Here is a 13,840-nt window from a genome sequence, read left to right as displayed (position 1 = left end):
CTCCGCCATGATGGAAAAGCCGCAGGGCGCTCCAGTCGAGGGCGACGACATATTCACGATCAGGATCGTCGATACGATCGGCGCGGTCGCGGCCGAGCGATGGGACGAGTTGGCGGCAGTTGCGGTCGATTCGGCTTCCGTCAACACACAAAAAACCACCATCAACCCGTTCGTTTCCCACGCCTTTCTTAGTTCGCTGGAAGACAGCGGCAGCGTTAGCCAACCGGCAGGATGGCTGCCCCAGCATCTGGTTCTTGAAGGCCCAGGCGGGAAGCCCATCGCGGCCGCGCCCGCCTATCTGAAGTCGCATAGTCAAGGCGAGTATGTCTTCGATCACGGCTGGGCCGACGCGTTCCAGCGGGCCGGCGGTCGCTATTATCCAAAGCTGCAGATGGCGGTGCCTTTCACCCCGGCGAGCGGCCCACGTCTTCTGGTCGGAGGCGACGGTGGCGCGGCAACCCGCCGCATGGCGCTTGCCGAGGGAGCCAAGAGCTACGCCGCCAGGACCGGCGTGTCGTCGGTTCATGCGACCTTCCTGCGGCCGGCCGATCGGGCTGCGTTTGAAGACGCGGACTGGCTGCACCGCACCGACCAGCAGTTTCATTTTCACAATCGGGGCTATGACAGCTACGAAGCCTTTCTCGGCACCCTCGCCTCGCGCAAGCGCAAAGCCCTGCGCAAAGAGCGGGCACAGGCGCTCGTCAACGACATCTCGATCGAATGGCTGACCGGGCGCGACCTCACCGAGGCCGTATGGGACGCCTTTTACGAGTTCTACATGGACACCGGCAGCCGCAAGTGGGGTCGCCCCTATCTCAATCGGGAATTCTTCAGCCTCGTCGGCGAGCGGATGGGCGCGCAGATCTTGCTGGTGATGGCCAAGCGCAACGGCCGCTACATCGCCGGCGGACTGAATTTCCTCGGCCCCGATACGGTCTACGGCCGCAATTGGGGGTGCGTGGAAGACCATCCCTATCTGCATTTCGAGGTCTGCTACCATCAGGCGATCGACTATGCGATCGCACATGGGCTGGCGGTCGTCGAGGCGGGTGCCCAGGGGGAGCACAAGCTGGCCCGTGGCTACGAGCCGGTGACGACGCATTCGGCCCATTGGATCGCCCATCCGGGCCTGCGCCGCGCGATCGAGGATTATCTCGATCATGAACGCGCCGAGGTCGCGCGTGTCGGCGAGATTCTGGGCGGCCATACGCCTTACAAGAAAGATGCGTCCTGATGCGCGGCGAGCGGCACAGTCGACAAAAGCCGCGCGGTGCCGCATCTGTTGAAGCAATCCCCGCGCGTCGGGGGAGCACCGAGGGGAAGGATTTTCATGGACACCTATGACGACGGCAACATCTTCGCGAAAATCCTTCGCGGCGAACTCCCGAGCCAGACGCTCTACGAGAATGCGGCGGCTATCGCGATCATGGATGTGATGCCGGAGTCGAAGGGGCATTGCCTGGTCATTCCGAAGACACCCTCACGCAATCTCCTCGATGCCACGGACGAGACCTTGGCGAAGGTCATGCCGGTGGTGGCGAAGCTCGCCCGCGCGGTGAAGAAAGCCTTCGAGGCCGATGGCGTGCGGATCGCGCAGTTCAACGAGACGCCGGCGGGGCAGACCGTCTTTCACCTGCACTTCCATGTGGTGCCGATCTATGACGGGGTGCCGTTGAAACGTCATGCCGGCGGCATGCTCGACCAGGCTGTCCTCTCCGAGCAGGCCGACCGCATTCGCGCCGCCCTCGGCTGATTGTCCGCAACCTGGCCCGCAGATTGTGCTCAGGTCAGGACGGCGCCGCCGATGAGAATCGCCTCGGCGATGAGAATGGCGACCAGCACCCGCCGGCCCAACAGCAGGTAAGCCGCGAAGCCCGCCGCAAGAGCTCCGACCCGGATGAGCGGGGCGATCGCGGCGAGCGAACCGGTGGGAAACAGTACCAGCTGCGCGATTACGGCCGCCACCAGCGATGTCGCGATCGTCCGTGCAAAGGCCGCGAAGGGCGAGTGCTCGTCGATGCGGCCGGCCGACAGGACGCCGAGATAACGCCATATGTCGGTGGGCAGCCATCCCGCCAAAAGGATGAAGACGAAGGGCCACCAGGGCTCCGCAATCGCGGTGAAGCTCAAATCGCCCATCACGCGAGCCGCCGCCCTTCGATGATCCGGCCGGCCATATAGGCGACCGTCCCGCCGGCAATTCCGGCGACCAGGAGTTCGAAGCCGGGTATGAACCAATGGGCCGGCGGCAGAGCCGCCATTCCCGTGAACAGCGCAATACGGCCGGATGCTTCGCGAGCCGTTCCGAAGAGCGACGTCAGGAAATAGACCGGCGTCAGAAACGCCAGCGCGCCTGTCGCCAGGGCCGGCAATTGGCCCATCAAATTAAAAACAAGGGCGACGAGGACGGTGTTGATCGTCGTCAGGGTTACGGCGAAGGCGCCGAAGAAGAGGGTGCGTTTGTCGCGCGGCACGGTCTCAATCCGCTCCATTGCGAAGATCCAGCCGGTGATCGCGACGAAATGCGACAGGAAGAGCAGCGTCCCGGTTCGGGTCTTCGGTCCTTTGATCACCGGCATCAGCGCGACGACCATCGGCATCATCCGCAACGACGACAGTCCGACCGCCAAAGCGGTCGCCGGAAGCGAGGCACCGGCGGTGATGGCCCCGACCAGAACGATTTTCGCCGGCAACGCCCAGACCGTGGCGGTCATGAACGAGGCTTCGACCCAGGTCAGGCCGGCATCGCGGCAGAGTGCCGCGAAGCCGACGAAGGCGGTGGTCAGGATCAGCGCCGGCGGGCTGGCGATTCCCCTGATGCCCCGGAGCGCCCAGAACAGGGACGAGCGATCTCGTGCGGCTGTCTCACCATGCATCGTTCAGGTCTCTGGAAGGATGTGCACGAAAAAGGGATCGCCGATGGAGCGACCCCTTTTGGATCTGCGGATCAGGAGGATTTGCGTGGGACCTTCGGCACGGTGCCTGGGCGTTTGCCGGGGCGCGACGCCACCACCGTTGCAAGCTCGCCTTCGGCGTCGCCCCCGCCGGCCGCATCGTCGTCATCCTCGGACGGAGCGTCGTCGAAGTCCGGTCCGTCGGCCGCGACCTTCACCCGCTTCTTCGCCTTGGACGAACGCTTCGGTTTGGGCGGAACCACGTCGGCGATCGCCTCCAGCTTCAGCTGCTTTTCACCGTCCTCCGCCTCGACGACGGTGACCTTGACCGTGCCACCATGCTTGAGCTTGCCGAACAACACCTCATCCGCCAGCGGCTTCTTGATGTGCTCCTGGATAACCCGGCTGAGCGGTCGCGCGCCCATATTCTCGTCATAGCCCTTGTTGGCCAACCAAGCGACGGCTTCCGGCGCCAGTTCGAAGGTCACACCGCGCTCGGAGAGCTGAGCCTCGAGCTGCATGACGAACTTCTCGACCACCTGATGAATCACCGGGGTCGGCAGTGCGCCGAACAGTATAATGGCATCGAGCCGGTTGCGGAACTCGGGCGTGAACAAACGATTGATTGCCTCCTCGTCCGCTCCGGTCCGCCTCGAATGTCCAAAGCCGATGTTGGCCTTGGCCATCTCCGACGCCCCGGCATTGGTCGTCATGATCAGGATCACATTGCGGAAATCGATCTGCTTGCCGTTATGATCGGTCAGCTTGCCGTGGTCCATCACCTGCAGAAGGATGTTGAAGAGGTCCGGATGGGCCTTCTCGATTTCATCCAGAAGCAGCACGCAATGGGGATGCTGGTCGACGCCATCGGTGAGCAGCCCGCCCTGGTCAAATCCGACATATCCCGGAGGTGCGCCGATCAGCCGCGAGACCGTGTGGCGTTCCATGTATTCCGACATGTCGAAGCGCAGCAGTTCCACACCAAGCGCCGACGCCAGTTGGCGAGCGACCTCGGTCTTGCCGACGCCGGTCGGACCCGAGAACAAATAGGAGCCGATCGGCTTGTCCGGCTCGCGCAGTCCGGCCCGGGCCAGCTTGATCGCCGAGGCCAAACCGTCGATCGCCGCGTCCTGGCCGTAGACCACCCGTTTCAGCTGCGCATCGAGATGAGCCAGAACGACCTCGTCGTCCTTGGAGACGGCCTTCGGCGGGATGCGCGCCATGGTCGCGACGGTCGCCTCTATCTCCTTCACCCCGATCTGCTTCTTGCGCCGGGATTCGGGCAACAGCATCTGCGAAGCCCCGGTTTCGTCGATCACGTCGATCGCCTTGTCCGGCAGCTTGCGGTCGTTGATATAGCGGGCTGACAATTCCACCGCCGACTTGATCGCGTCATTGGTGAACTTCACCCGGTGGAAGTCCTCGAAATAGGGCTTCAATCCCTTGAGAATCGACACCGTGTCATCGATCGAAGGCTCCTTGACGTCGATCTTCTGGAAGCGGCGGACCAGCGCCCGGTCCTTTTCGAAGAACTGGCGGTACTCCTTATAGGTCGTCGAGCCGATGCAGCGGATCGCGCCCGAAGACAGCGCCGGTTTCAAGAGGTTCGACGCGTCCATCGCGCCGCCCGACGTCGCGCCGGCGCCGATGACCGTGTGAATCTCGTCGATGAACAGGATCGCGCCCGGATACTCCTCGAGTTCCTTGACCACCTGTTTCAGACGTTCCTCGAAATCGCCCCGATAGCGGGTTCCGGCCAGCAGCGTTCCCATGTCGAGGGAAAAGATCGTCGCATCGGCGAGCACGTCCGGCACGTCGCCTTCGACCACTCGCTTCGCCAACCCCTCGGCGATCGCCGTCTTGCCGACGCCCGGATCGCCGACATACAGCGGATTATTCTTGGAGCGCCGACACAGCACCTGGATCGTGCGGTTGATTTCCTCGGCGCGGCCAATCAGCGGGTCGATCTTGCCCTTGCGCGCCTTCTCGTTGAGGTTCGAACAATAGGCCGTCAGCGCATCCTGCGGCGTCTTGCGCTTGCCTTCCTCGTCCTGGCCGACGGTCGACTGGTCCTCTTCCACGCCGCGGATGGGCCGGCTCTCGGTGACCCCGGGGCGCTTGGAAATCCCATGCGAGATGAAATTGACCGCGTCGTAGCGGGTCATTTCCTGCTCCTGCAGGAAATAGGCGGCATGGCTCTCGCGCTCGGCGAAAATGGCGACGAGCACGTTCGCCCCGGTCACTTCTTCGCGACCCGAGGACTGCACATGGATGACCGCCCGCTGGATCACCCGATGGAACCCGGCGGTGGGCTTGGAGTCCTCGTCATGTCCGGTCACGAGATTGGCGAGTTCGGTGTCGATGTAAGTCGTCAGATTCCTACGCAGGACATCAAGGTCGACGCTGCAGCCCTGCATCACCGCAGCCGCATCCTTGTCTTCCAGGAGCGCCAGCAGCAGGTGTTCCAGGGTCGCGAATTCCTGTCGCCGCTCGTTTGCAAGTGTCAGTGCCTGATGCAGCGATTTCTCTAGGCTCTGCGAAAATGTCGGCAAGCTTCACCTCAGTTCTTTTCCATCACGCATTGCAGCGGATGTTGATGTTGGCGGGCGAAATCCATGACCTGCGTGACCTTCGTCTCCGCTACCTCGTAGGTAAAGACCCCACATTCGCCAACACCGTGGTTGTGCACATGCAGCATGACCCTGGTGGCTGCCTCGCGATCCTTCTGAAAGAACCGCTCCAGAACGTGAATGACAAACTCCATCGGAGTGTAATCGTCGTTCAGAAGCAGCACCCTGTAAAGGCTCGGCTTCTTGGTTTTCGGCTTTGTCCGCGTGATGACGGACGTTCCGCGCTCAGTATCGTCCTTATCCCCCCGGCCGGCCTGAGCCTTGGCGGCCAAACCACCGCCGCGGGTCGGAAATGCGTCTTCGCTCAAATCAGCCACCATCGTCATCGCATCGTATGTATGTGCCGAAGCCGGGATTTTAAGACGGCTCGCGTTCGCGGCAAAGCATCATTGCGAGTTCATGTCGACCGCCGACGATCGGCCCGACCAGGATAACGCAAAAAAGGCCCGGCAAGCCGCCAAGCCTTTTCGACATATTGCGTGGGGCTGGAGCCGTCCTTGCGGGCGGCTCACATGCCGGAAATCAGGCGGCGGCCTTCTTTTCTACCGACTGAGCCGCCTGCTTGGCGGTGCGGCTGCCCGTATCCGCGGCGGTCAGCGCCGTCTGCTCGAAAGGCTTGTAGGCCTGCTTGGCAAGGTCGGCATAGATCTCGCCCATCCGCGTCGCTTGGGAGACCCAGCTCTGATAGGCGGTCTTGGCGTAATCGGTCTGCAGCTCGATGCCCTTGTCCAGGGTCTTGGTCTTGAACAGCTTCTCCAGCATCTCCGCCTGTTGTTCGTAGGCGCGCTTGGTGAAATCCGACGTTTCCGCCGCGATCTGCTGGAAACCCTTCGTCACGACGGACGCCGACTTGACCGCGTTGTCCATGGCTTCCTGAGTGATTTTGCTGGCGTCTTCGTAAACGTTCATCGTGCGAATCCCTGAGATTGGTGGTTCGGCGGGGCAGTTGCGCATGATCGCGATCCGCGCCCGATGGCAGTCACAATATATTGCGATGCACAATAAAAATCAAGAGTACGCTGCAGTGCGAAATTCGCTTCGCACTATCGGGTAGTGCAGTCTCTCGAATCGGTCGATTGCGATGCAGCGATCGAACAATTCGACAACCATAAACCGATTGGTAAGTCGGCCGGATTACGCTCGTGGACAATAAGCCGACGTTGTGTGGGTGGAATGGCGACCAGCCTTCAGGGCCTGTTCCTTTCCGCTGCCCCACGCCGTCACGTGTTGCCCGAGTGAGAGAGTTGCCGCGTGCGTAACCAATTCGACGGACTCAAGACCGCCGCCAGAAAACTGACCAGGATGTTCGTGCTCGCCGCCATGGGGGCGGGTCTTTCGCTGACCCATGCCGCCGGTGCCGACGCCAATCCGAAATATGCCGGCTTTGTCATCGACGCCAACAATGGTCAGGTGCTGTATTCGGAGAATGCCGACGCGCCGCGTTATCCCGCGTCGCTGACCAAGATGATGACCCTGTACATGACCTTCGATGCCTTGAAGAACAGGCGGGCTTCGCTTGGGAGCCAGATGCCCGTCTCGGCCTATGCGGCCGGCCGACCGCCCTCGAAGCTGGGGTTGAAAACCGGGTCCACGCTGACGGTCGAGGAAGGTATCTACGCGCTCGTCACCAAGTCCGCCAACGACGCCGCCGTGGTCCTGGCGGAATTCCTTGCCGGTTCGGAATCGACCTTCGCGGAGCAGATGACGGCGAAGGCGCGCAGGATCGGCATGCGTGCGACGACCTTTCGCAATGCCAACGGCCTGCCGGACAACGCGCAGCGAACCACGGCCCGCGATATGGCGACGCTCGGCATCGCGCTCAGGGAGCATTTTCCGGAATATTACAAATATTTCAGCACGCGCTCCTACAGTTTTCGCGGACGCCGGTTGGGCAACCACAATCGCGTCCTGGGACGCTTCCAGGGAACTGACGGCATCAAGACCGGCTATATCAACGCCTCCGGTTTCAACCTCGTCAGTTCGGTGGCGCGTGACGGCAAGAGCCTCGTCGCCGTCGTGATGGGAGGGCGTTCAGGGCGATCGCGCGACGACCACATGGTCGAACTCCTGAATCGCTATTTCCCCAAGGCCAGCACGCGCGACACCGGCCCGCTGGTCGCCTCGCGCGCGATCGGAAACGTCGTCGTGGCCGAATTGCCCAAGCGCGGTCCCGTTCCCGATTCCCGGCCAGTCATTCCGGCGTCGATCGATGAGCGTATCGCGCTTGCCTACGGTTCGGAGCCGGCGGCCGCAATCGCCCGCCTGCCGGAACCGCGGAGCCGCCCTCTCCTCGGCCGAGACGCTCTGCGGGCCGCCCTCGTCCAGGAGCGTCCGGTGAGGCGGACTCCGTTCCCCGAATCCAGTCGCAGCATTCCGGCAGCTTTCGGTATTCCGCTTCCGCCGTCAGCGATTCCCGGTGGCAAGGACCTCGACCCGAGGACGACCGGTTCGGTCACGGCGAGCGCCGCGCCCGCATCGACGCCAGCCTCGCCCTGGGTGGTGCAGATCGCCGCGACCCCCGGTGCCGACCAGGCTATGGCGATGCTCGGCGAAGCCAAGAACAAGGTGGGCGGGCCGCTATCATCGGCGGTGCCATTCACCGAGACTGTCAAAAGCGGTTCCCAGACGCTCCATCGCGCGCGCTTTGCGGGTTTTGCCACCAAGGATCAGGCCCGGAGCGCCTGCGAGGCGCTCAAGCGCAACGCCTATAATTGCTACGCGGTCGCGAACTGACTCGCGCGGGATGGCGGGCACCGCCACCGGCCGCAGTCCCACGATTTCCCTGTGTTGTGTATAAAAGGGTTCCGTCATGTCGATCGAGCTAAGCAGACTCGGGCTAGTCCCGTCAGAACATCAGCCGGGCCGCTCTTCCTCGGCAGGGTTGCATCCATTGCAGCAGGCGGCGATGCGTCTTTCCGACGTCCGCGAAGGGCGCTCCCGCCTGAAGGCAAAGGATCTCGTCGGCCTGCTACTGTCGCACGGCGCCCGGGCCTGGCGGGCGTCGCAGCCGGTCTGTTACAGCCGGATCAAGACAGCGGGCCCTTGCGGAGCGCCGGCGGTCAGGCTTCGCTTCCGCTGATCGCACGCCGCTCGCAGCGATGGGCGGCCAGCGAAAATTACAGAAGTCCCAGTTCCATCAGTTCCCGGCGAAGATCCGGCGGAAACTGCTCCTCTCCCGATCCGGAATCGGGAATGTCGGCCGGCGCGTCTTCGGCCTTGAAATAACGCCATCCCTGAAAAGCGCGTCGGGGCTGCCAGACGGTACGCACGAGAACCGGTTGCAGCACAATGTGGCACCGCTTGATTCCCTCCCCGTCGGTAAACGGCCGGATGGCCATAATTGGCTGGCGTACCTGGACCTGGCCCTTGATCACCCAATAGAGCGAGCCGCCATCGATGATGTCGTCGACTCGCGTCGGGGTCATGCGGGTGGTGTGCGTATACTCGGTTGACAGGCCGCCGCGGCGCGCCCTGGCGACGCGATTTTCCACATGCGTTTCCAGTTCGTCGATGCTTTCGACGCCGACGCACAGTTTGATCAAATGCAGAGCCATACCGACGCTTGTCGAGGCAATCCCCGTCTTGCGTCAAGGCTGGAGAACGGTAAATCGCCTTCGGTGTGGACGAGGTTTGCCGGCCGAGGCGCGAACGAGAAGCTGCCTCGCCCGAAAACAGGCGGCAACAGACGGTCTCCATCGCAGCACCTTCTCAATACCGAAACGAACAAAACGGCCCTGCGATGACATCACAGGGCCGCGTCTGTCGGACAGTCGAATGAGGTGTCTTGCCGGTTCGCTCCGGCCGCGCCGTCAGTTGGCCGCGATCGCGATCGTCTCGGGCACGCTGAAGAGGAAACCGAGAAGCAGTAATGCCGAGAAGATCGAAACCGTCCAGACGGTTACGCCCCAGCACGACTTGCGCACGCTGTCATCCATTTGAAACACAATCCTAATTCATGAAGCTGGCGAACCGCTTACGACCCCCCGTCCGGCGATCCGCATTGGTTAAATATCGGTTAACCCCCGCCTTCACAAGATGCTGTCCCCGAAAATTTTCGGATGGTGAATTTACACTCATCAGCCTTGTCCCGACCTTGACGGAACGCTTGCCCGGGTGCCTGTCACTGTTGTGACTCGGCACGAGCGGCCTACGACTGGGTGGGAGTGGGCATAAATGGAACGAGAAGAGGCATGGCCGATGCTCATCGACACAATCGATCTGGCAGCACTGGTGATTTTCCTCGTCGTGTGGGTCGGCTATAGCTGGTTCACGGAACGAGGACCGTTCGCGGAGCGAGGCCTGTCGAGCGCCATCAACCAGCAGCGGGAACGCTGGATGCGGGTCATGTTCCTGCGCGATCTGCGTATGATCGACACCGCGATCATGGCTGGACTGCAGCAGGGTACGGCATTTTTCGCTTCGGCCTGCATCTTTGCCATCGGCGGGACCTTCGCCATGCTGGGTTCGGCCGAGCGTATCGCGGTCATCGCGTCGGATCTGCCATTCTACGGTCGGCTAGACCGGGCGTTGGTCGAGTTCAAGCTGCTTGGGCTGGTGATGATCTTCGCCTACGCGTTCTTCAAGTTCGGCTGGGCGTATCGCCTGTTCAATTATTGCTCGATCCTGATCGGCGCGATTCCGATGCATGCCGATGCAGAGGCGAACCCCGCCGAAGCCGAACGAGCCGTCGTGCGTGCGGCGCGGCTCAACCAGCAAGCCGGCCTGAATTTCAATTCCGGGCTGCGGGCGATCTTCTTCGCACTGGCCTATCTCGGCTGGTTTCTCGGCCCATATGCGCTGTTTCTCACGACCTTCCTGGTCCTCATGATCTTGGCCAACCGCCAGTTCTATTCCCCGGCCCGAAAGGCGTTCATCAATTGACCGACGATCCGAAACAGTTTCCGCAACCCGACCAACTCACCATCACCGAGGCGATCGAAACGGCGGTCGCGGCGCGCGAAGATGGCAAGACGGTCTGCCCCTCCGAGGTGGCGCGGGCCCTCGCCGGGTCCGACGAGAAAAACTGGCGACGCCTGATGAAGCCGATCCGGGCCGAGGCTGTCAGGTTGGCCGATGCGGGCCGGCTTGATATCCGCCGCAAGGGCAAGACCGTCGACCCGCATGATTTTCGGGGCGTTTATCGTCTGGCCGCACCCCGCTCGACCGAGAATTGATCGGCTGAATAATTCGCGTGATCGTGGGCCCAAGGCTTAGGTTCTGGGGCCAGGTATGAGCGCATCGGTGCGCCCCGCCAAGCGATAAGCCAGGAGCCCAAGATACTCGCGTATCGCGAAATGCACCTTCTCCAGATTTCGGGTCGTGGCGCTCGACGGGCGCCACAGCGCGGTGCCCGACGGCGTACGATAGTCCACCGGATAGGGCAGCACCGGGAACTGCGCGACCCGGAACGTTCCGACGGCACGCGGCATATGGTAGGCTGACGTCACCAGCAGCCAGGTCTCGCCCGGCTTCGGCTGTGCGAGTTGTCTGGCGTAGAGCGCGTTTTCAAACGTATCGCGCGCCCGACTGTCGAGCACCAGCCGCTCCGACGCGAGGCCGAGCGAAAGAAGGAGCTCGCTGGCCGCCTCCGTTTCCGGGATGTCGTCCTCGAACACGGCGGCGACGCCGCCGCTGAACAGCACTTTCGCGTCCGGATATCGCCGCGCCAACGCCAGCGCTGCCGTCACCCTGTCGGCGGCCTCATTGAGCTCCGGCACTCCCCGGGTTCGTGCCACACGGGTATCAAAGGCTCCGCCGAGGACGATGATCCCGGTAACCTCGGCGGGAAGCTCCGGGCGCGGAAAACGATTCTCCAGGTACGCCGTCATCACCAAGCCCGCCGGCGTCAGGCTGCTGACCGCCAGCGCGACAGCCGCGAGCGAGTACAGCGTCACGGCGGTCCGCCGATAGCGCAGCCGCCCGGCAAGCAAGCCGAGCGCTCCAAGGAGCAGGATGGCCACCAGCGGCTGCAGGAGAAACCAGCCGAGCTTGGCAAGATAGAAGAACAGGGCCGGCCTCCTGGCATGGGTAGTAGTGCGGCACCCTCATATCAGAAGCTGACGACCCGTGTATCCTTGCCAGCCTCAGTCAAATCATCACGATTCCGCGTCGCCGGTGCCCGCACCGCCGGACTTCTCCACGGTGACCGGCGTGCGCATGATGATCTCGCGGTGCGGGAACGGGATAGCGATACCGTTTGCCTTGAACGCATCCCAGAGCGCCAAAAACACTTCGCCCTTGACGTTGGTGAGTCCAGCCTGTGGATCGCGGATCCAGAAGCGCACGACGAAATCGATGGAGGAGTCGCCGAAGCCGGTCATCCAGCAAACGACACCCTTGTGATTGACGACCCGTTCGAGCGCGACGGTCGCCTCTTTGGAAATGCGTATCACCTCGTGCGGATCGGAATCATAGGAGACGCCGAATTCGACGTCGATACGCACCAGATCGTTGGAGAACGACCAGTTGATCACCTGGTTGGTGATGAAGTCCTCGTTCGGGATCAGATATTCGCGTCCGTCCCGGGTCACCACGGAGACGAAACGCGCGCGCAGTTCTCTGATCCAACCGAAGGTATCGCCGAGCGAGATCGTGTCGCCCGGTTTGATCGACCGGTCGGTCAGGATGATGATGCCCGAGATGAAGTTCGAGACCACCTTCTGCAGACCGAAGCCGAGACCGACACCGATTGCGCCGGAGAAAATCGTCAGCGCGGTCAAATCGACGCCGGCCGAGGCGAGCGCGACTGCCAGCGCCAGAAGGATCAGGCCGATCTTCAGGAACTTGCCGATCAGCACCCTTAGAGTGGGCGTCAGCTCCTCGCTGCGCTGAACGCGGGTGTCCAGAAAGTTTCCCGCGGTCGATGCCAGCCAGAGGGTAATGGCAAGAACCGCTATGGTCTTGATGACGAGCAGCGCCGAGATGCGCGATTGCCCGACGGTCAAGGCGGTCTGGTCCAGCACTTCGGCGACCGGGCCGATGAGATCGAGAATGGAAAGCGCCGCCAAGCCCCAGGCGACGAAGGTGATCACGCGCGACAGTAGGCGGTTGCGGACAATTCGTGAGACGACCGCGATGACGAGATAGGCAAGCGCAAGGTCGAAGACGATCGCGACGATCTGGGAGCGTGGCCCGCCCGCGGCCGCATCGACGAGCTTGGCGCCCCACAGGAGCAGGACGAAGAACACCAGGCCCATCCGCCGGCGAATGGCGGCAACGATACGCAGGAACCTTGGCGCGCCTTTGATCTTGCGGACCTGAAGTTCGATCGGCACACGCGACAGGCGATCGAGCAGCCAGGCGAAGGCGAGACAGGCAATGACGATCGCAATCTGCAGAAGTGACGACGGCTGGTAGAAGAAGCCGAAAAGATCCCGACTCCACTCCACGACATCCGCGCCGATCCGCCGCAGCGCCCATTCGTCCATCAGGCGCGGTCCCAGTTCGGGGCAAAGGAGGGATCGATCAGCCTCTCCCGGCGACGTGTCAGCGCCGTTATCTCCTGCCGCTCGACGTCGGTCAGAGCGAAATCGAAGATGTCGATGTTCTCCTTCAGCCGATCTGGTTGGGAGGTCCGCGGAATAGCCCCGACACCATCCTGTTCAATCTCCCACCGCAGGACGATCTGTGCGGGAGTCTTGCCGTGGCGCCGGGCGGCGTCGCGAATGACCGAGTTCTCCAGAAGCACGCCACCCTTTCCGATGGGCGAATAGGCCACCATCGCCATGTCATGGCGCCGACACGCCGTCAAAACATCGTCCTGGCTCAGAAAGGGATGATATTCGACTTGGTTGCAGACGAGCGGTGCCGCCGACATAGCAGCTGCCTCGTCGAGCATGGCACTGGGAAAGTTTGCGACGCCGATGTGTCTGGTCAGTTCCTCGCCGATCGTCGCGTTCAACGCGTCGATCGATTCTTCCAGCGCGATTTCGTGGTTCGGCCAATGGATCAGCAACAGGTCGACCGCCCCGATATTCAATACCTCGAAGGCCTTTCGCGCGGTCGGCACAAGGTCGGCCTCACCAATGTCGGTCCACCAGATCTTGGTTGTGACGAACAGCTCTTCGCGATCGATGCCGCTTCGGCGAATTCCCTCGCCGACTTCCTTCTCGTTACCGTACATGCGCGCCGTGTCGAGATGGCGATAGCCGGCATCGATTGCCTTCGCCACCATATCGACGCAAGTCTCGCCTTCGAGTGTATAGGTTCCGAAACCGATCGCGGGGATGCGCGCGCCGTTCGCCTCGATGATCTTCATGAATTGCCTTCCCAGGGTAAAGGGCCGAATCGACCTAGCGGCCTCCATCATCAAAATAG

15 protein-coding genes are annotated in these 13,840 nt (G+C 62.4%); 5 read left to right on the top strand and 10 right to left on the bottom strand.

What is annotated here, in order from left to right; all coding sequences use genetic code 11:
- The first annotated feature begins 7 nt into the window (after positions 1-7).
- Both VSX60_RS10230 and VSX60_RS10225 read left to right on the top strand, forming a co-directional pair.
- On the top strand, positions 8-1,234 hold the full coding sequence (locus VSX60_RS10230) for a GNAT family N-acetyltransferase (RefSeq protein ID WP_327624062.1): 1,227 nt from the start codon (positions 8-10) through the stop codon (positions 1,232-1,234).
- A 96-nt stretch (positions 1,235-1,330) separates the two neighbouring features.
- Positions 1,331-1,753, top strand: coding sequence for an HIT family protein (locus VSX60_RS10225; RefSeq protein ID WP_327624061.1), 423 nt, complete (start codon positions 1,331-1,333; stop codon positions 1,751-1,753).
- 29 nt (positions 1,754-1,782) lie between these two features.
- Here VSX60_RS10225 and VSX60_RS10220 read toward each other — a convergent pair whose 3' ends face one another.
- From VSX60_RS10220 to VSX60_RS10200, 5 genes are all read right to left on the bottom strand, one after another.
- Positions 1,783-2,139: an AzlD domain-containing protein gene (locus VSX60_RS10220; protein WP_327624060.1), complete on the bottom strand. Its 357-nt coding sequence runs from the start codon at positions 2,137-2,139 to the stop codon at positions 1,783-1,785.
- Positions 2,139-2,876 (bottom strand): AzlC family ABC transporter permease, encoded by a 738-nt coding sequence (locus VSX60_RS10215; protein ID WP_327624059.1) that lies wholly within the window; start codon positions 2,874-2,876, stop codon positions 2,139-2,141. Before VSX60_RS10215 ends, VSX60_RS10220 begins: the two co-directional genes overlap by 1 nt.
- A 71-nt stretch (positions 2,877-2,947) precedes the next feature.
- A complete protein-coding gene (gene clpA / locus VSX60_RS10210) occupies positions 2,948-5,446 on the bottom strand; it encodes an ATP-dependent Clp protease ATP-binding subunit ClpA (protein ID WP_327624058.1) in 2,499 nt (832 codons plus the stop codon).
- An 8-nt stretch (positions 5,447-5,454) separates the two neighbouring features.
- Positions 5,455-5,844, bottom strand: coding sequence for an ATP-dependent Clp protease adapter ClpS (gene clpS / locus VSX60_RS10205; protein WP_327646339.1), 390 nt, complete (start codon positions 5,842-5,844; stop codon positions 5,455-5,457).
- A 202-nt stretch (positions 5,845-6,046) separates the two neighbouring features.
- Entirely contained in the window at positions 6,047-6,433 is a 387-nt protein-coding gene (locus tag VSX60_RS10200; protein WP_327624056.1) for a phasin family protein, read from the bottom strand.
- Between the two features lie 342 nt (positions 6,434-6,775).
- Between VSX60_RS10200 and VSX60_RS10195 the strand changes: the two genes are divergently transcribed.
- Entirely contained in the window at positions 6,776-8,257 is a 1,482-nt protein-coding gene (locus VSX60_RS10195; RefSeq protein ID WP_327624055.1) for a D-alanyl-D-alanine carboxypeptidase, read from the top strand.
- A 383-nt stretch (positions 8,258-8,640) separates the two neighbouring features.
- Here VSX60_RS10195 and VSX60_RS10185 read toward each other — a convergent pair whose 3' ends face one another.
- Together VSX60_RS10185 and VSX60_RS10180 are read right to left on the bottom strand one after the other, a co-directional pair.
- Positions 8,641-9,078, bottom strand: coding sequence for a DUF1489 family protein (locus tag VSX60_RS10185; protein ID WP_327624054.1), 438 nt, complete (start codon positions 9,076-9,078; stop codon positions 8,641-8,643).
- A gap of 255 nt (positions 9,079-9,333) precedes the next feature.
- Entirely contained in the window at positions 9,334-9,459 is a 126-nt protein-coding gene (locus VSX60_RS10180) for a hypothetical protein (RefSeq protein ID WP_327624052.1), read from the bottom strand.
- A 262-nt stretch (positions 9,460-9,721) separates the two neighbouring features.
- On the opposite strand from VSX60_RS10180, the gene VSX60_RS10175 reads away from it, so the two are divergent.
- Both VSX60_RS10175 and VSX60_RS10170 read left to right on the top strand, forming a co-directional pair.
- A complete protein-coding gene (locus VSX60_RS10175) occupies positions 9,722-10,405 on the top strand; it encodes a DUF599 domain-containing protein (RefSeq protein WP_327624051.1) in 684 nt (227 codons plus the stop codon).
- Positions 10,402-10,698 (top strand): DUF3253 domain-containing protein, encoded by a 297-nt coding sequence (locus VSX60_RS10170; protein WP_442873079.1) that lies wholly within the window; start codon positions 10,402-10,404, stop codon positions 10,696-10,698. The genes VSX60_RS10175 and VSX60_RS10170 overlap by 4 nt, the downstream gene beginning before the upstream one ends.
- 36 nt (positions 10,699-10,734) lie before the next feature.
- Here VSX60_RS10170 and VSX60_RS10165 read toward each other — a convergent pair whose 3' ends face one another.
- The 3 genes from VSX60_RS10165 to VSX60_RS10155 form a co-directional block, all read right to left on the bottom strand.
- Positions 10,735-11,484 carry a YdcF family protein gene (locus tag VSX60_RS10165; protein ID WP_327624050.1) on the bottom strand — a complete coding sequence of 250 codons (750 nt, stop codon included), beginning with the start codon at positions 11,482-11,484 and terminating at the stop codon, positions 10,735-10,737.
- A gap of 135 nt (positions 11,485-11,619) precedes the next feature.
- Positions 11,620-12,951, bottom strand: a complete 1,332-nt coding sequence (locus VSX60_RS10160) for a mechanosensitive ion channel family protein (RefSeq protein WP_327624049.1) — start codon at positions 12,949-12,951, stop codon at positions 11,620-11,622.
- Positions 12,951-13,781 (bottom strand): aldo/keto reductase, encoded by an 831-nt coding sequence (locus tag VSX60_RS10155; RefSeq protein WP_327624048.1) that lies wholly within the window; start codon positions 13,779-13,781, stop codon positions 12,951-12,953. The genes VSX60_RS10160 and VSX60_RS10155 overlap by 1 nt, the downstream gene beginning before the upstream one ends.
- Between the last annotated feature and the right edge of the window lie 59 nt (positions 13,782-13,840).

This window comes from Aurantimonas sp. A3-2-R12, from assembly GCF_036016755.1.
Classification (GTDB): Bacteria; Pseudomonadota; Alphaproteobacteria; order Rhizobiales; family Rhizobiaceae; genus Aurantimonas; species Aurantimonas coralicida_A.
The sequence above is the reverse complement of the archived record's forward strand: the minus strand, read 5'-3'. Positions and strand labels throughout refer to the sequence as shown.